Source organism: Streptomyces odonnellii (assembly GCF_000981895.1).
In the GTDB taxonomy this organism is placed as follows: domain Bacteria; phylum Actinomycetota; class Actinomycetes; order Streptomycetales; family Streptomycetaceae; genus Streptomyces; species Streptomyces odonnellii.
The window spans coordinates 1-2,788 of record NZ_LATD01000627.1; the positions used below are offsets into that span (position 1 = coordinate 1).

The 2,788-nt window shown below is 72.5% G+C and carries 1 protein-coding gene; it reads left to right on the forward strand.

What is annotated here, in order from left to right:
• On the forward strand, positions 1-2,633 hold a 2,633-nt coding region (gene cobN / locus WH07_RS35770), incomplete at its 5' end, for a cobaltochelatase subunit CobN (RefSeq protein WP_046509445.1).
• Positions 2,634-2,788 lie beyond the last annotated feature (155 nt).

Below are 2,788 nucleotides of genomic sequence, written 5' to 3' on the forward strand. Positions count from 1 at the left end.
GGCTCCGCGCCACCGCCCCGGCGTCCGCCCCCGAGCCCGTCCCCGGTCTCGAATCCGGCGACGGCGACGAACTGATCTACGCCCTCATCGAAGCCGGCGGCCACGACCAGGACTGGCTCACCGAGGAGCAGCTCGCCCGTAACCCCGTCCGTATCCCCGCCGCCGACTACCGCCGCTGGTACGGCCGGCTCCCCGCCGCCCTGCGGGAGTCCGTCGAGGAGCACTGGGGCCCGCCGCCCGGCGGGATGTTCGTGGACCGCAGCCGGGTCGGCGCGGGCGGGGACCCGGACGGCGACATCGTCCTCGCCGCCCTCCGCCGCGGCAATCTCCTCGTCCTCATCCAGCCGCCGCGCGGCTTCGGCGAGAACCCCATCGCGATCTACCACGACCCCGATCTGCCGCCCTCGCACCACTACTTGGCCGCGTACCGCTGGATCCAGGCCGCGCGCGAGGACGGCGGTTTCGGCGCCGACGCCATGATCCACCTGGGCAAGCACGGCAATCTGGAGTGGCTGCCCGGCAAGAACGCGGGGCTCTCCGCCGCCTGTGCCCCCGACGCCGCGCTGGGCGATCTGCCGCTGATCTATCCGTTCCTGGTCAATGACCCGGGCGAGGGCACGCAGGCCAAGCGGCGCGTGCACGCCACGCTGGTGGACCATCTCGTACCGCCGATGGCGCGCGCCGAATCGTACGGCGACATCGCGCGCCTGGAGCAGCTTCTCGACGAGCACGCGGCGATCTCCGCCATGGACCCGGCGAAGCTGCCCGCGATCCGCGCGCAGATCTGGACGCTGATCCAGGCGGCCAAGCTCGACCACGACCTCGGGCTGGACGACCGTCCCGACGACGACGGCTTCGACGACTTCCTGCTCCATGTCGACGGCTGGCTGTGCGAGGTCAAGGACGCGCAGATCCGCGACGGACTGCATGTGCTGGGCGGTGCGCCGACCGGTGAGGCACGGGTGAACCTGGTCCTCGCCATCCTGCGCGCCCGTCAGATCTGGGGCGGTACGGCCTCCCTCCCCGGTCTGCGCGAGGCGCTGGGCCTGGACGAGTCGGCCGCGACCCGTACCGGCGCCGACGAGACGGAGGCACGGGCCCGCGCGCTGGTCCAGGCGATGGAGGACGCGGGGTGGGACCCGGCGGCGGTGCCGGGCGTGGTGGCGGCCGGTGTTCCGTCCGACGGCTCCGACCGCTCCGACCGCTCCGGCGGCTCTGGCGGCTCTGGCGATTCCGACGGCTCCGGCGGCTCCGGCGCCAAGGCCGTCGACGCCGTCGACGCCGGCCAGGTCGCCGCCGTCCTCGACTTCGCGGCCCGCGAGGTCGTGCCTCGGCTGGCCGGTACGGTCGACGAGATCGACCATGTCGTACACGCGCTGGACGGCGGATTCGTACCGGCGGGCCCCTCGGGATCACCGCTGCGCGGACTCGTCAACGTCCTGCCGACCGGCCGCAACTTCTACTCCGTCGACCCCAAGGCCGTCCCGAGCCGGCTCGCCTGGGAGACCGGCCAGGCCCTCGCCGACTCCCTCCTCGACCGCTACCGCACCGACAACGGCGACTGGCCCGCCTCGGTCGGCCTGTCCCTGTGGGGTACGAGCGCGATGCGCACGTCCGGGGACGACATCGCCGAGGCCCTCGCCCTGCTGGGGATCCGGCCGGTCTGGGACGACGCCTCGCGCCGGGTCACCGGCCTGGAGCCGATCGCGCTGTCCGAGCTGGGCCGTCCCCGTATCGACGTCACCCTCCGCATCAGCGGTTTCTTCCGTGACGCCTTCCCGCACGGGGTCGGGCTGCTGGACGACGCGGTACGGCTGGCCGCCTCCCTGGACGAACCCGCCGACGCCAACCACATCCGCGCCCACGCCCAGGCCGACCTCGCGGCGCACGGCGACGAACGCCGCGCGACGACCCGTATCTTCGGCTCCCGGCCCGGTACGTACGGCGCCGGCATCCTCCAGCTCATCGACAGCCGCGACTGGCGTACGGACGCCGATCTCGCCGAGGTCTACACGGTGTGGGGCGGTTACGCGTACGGCCGCGGCCTTGAAGGCAGGCCCGCGCGTGCCGAGATGGAGACCGCGTACAAGCGCATCGCCGTCGCCGCCAAGAACACCGACACCCGCGAGCACGACATCGCGGACTCCGACGACTACTTCCAGTACCACGGCGGCATGGTCGCCACGGTCCGCGCGCTCAAGGGCACGGCCCCCGAGGCGTACATCGGCGACTCCACCCGCCCCGAGACCGTCCGTACCCGCACCCTGGTCGAGGAGACCTCCCGCGTCTTCCGCGCCCGGGTCGTCAACCCCCGCTGGATCGAGGCGATGCGGCGCCACGGCTACAAGGGCGCCTTCGAACTCGCCGCGACCGTCGACTATCTCTTCGGGTACGACGCGACGACCGGCGTGGTCGCCGACTGGATGTACGACAAGCTCACCGAGACCTATGTTCTGGACCCCGAGAACCGCGCCTTCCTCCAACAGGCCAACCCCTGGGCCATCCACGGCATAGCGGAACGCCTCCTGGAAGCCGAGTCGCGAGGCCTGTGGGCCAAGCCGGACCCGGCGGTTCTGGAGGCGCTGAGGGAGGTCTTCCTCGAAACGGAGGGGGAGTTGGAGGACGAGGACTGAGGGACGGGATCCCGCTCGCGGTACGGCGGTACGGGCGGTACGGCGATACGGCGGTGTGGGCGACACGGCGATACGGTGCGACTTCGCGCGCCCGTCCCGCCGTCCTGCCGTCCCGCCGTCCTCCCGTCCCGCCGTCCCGTGCCGTGGTGTTCACG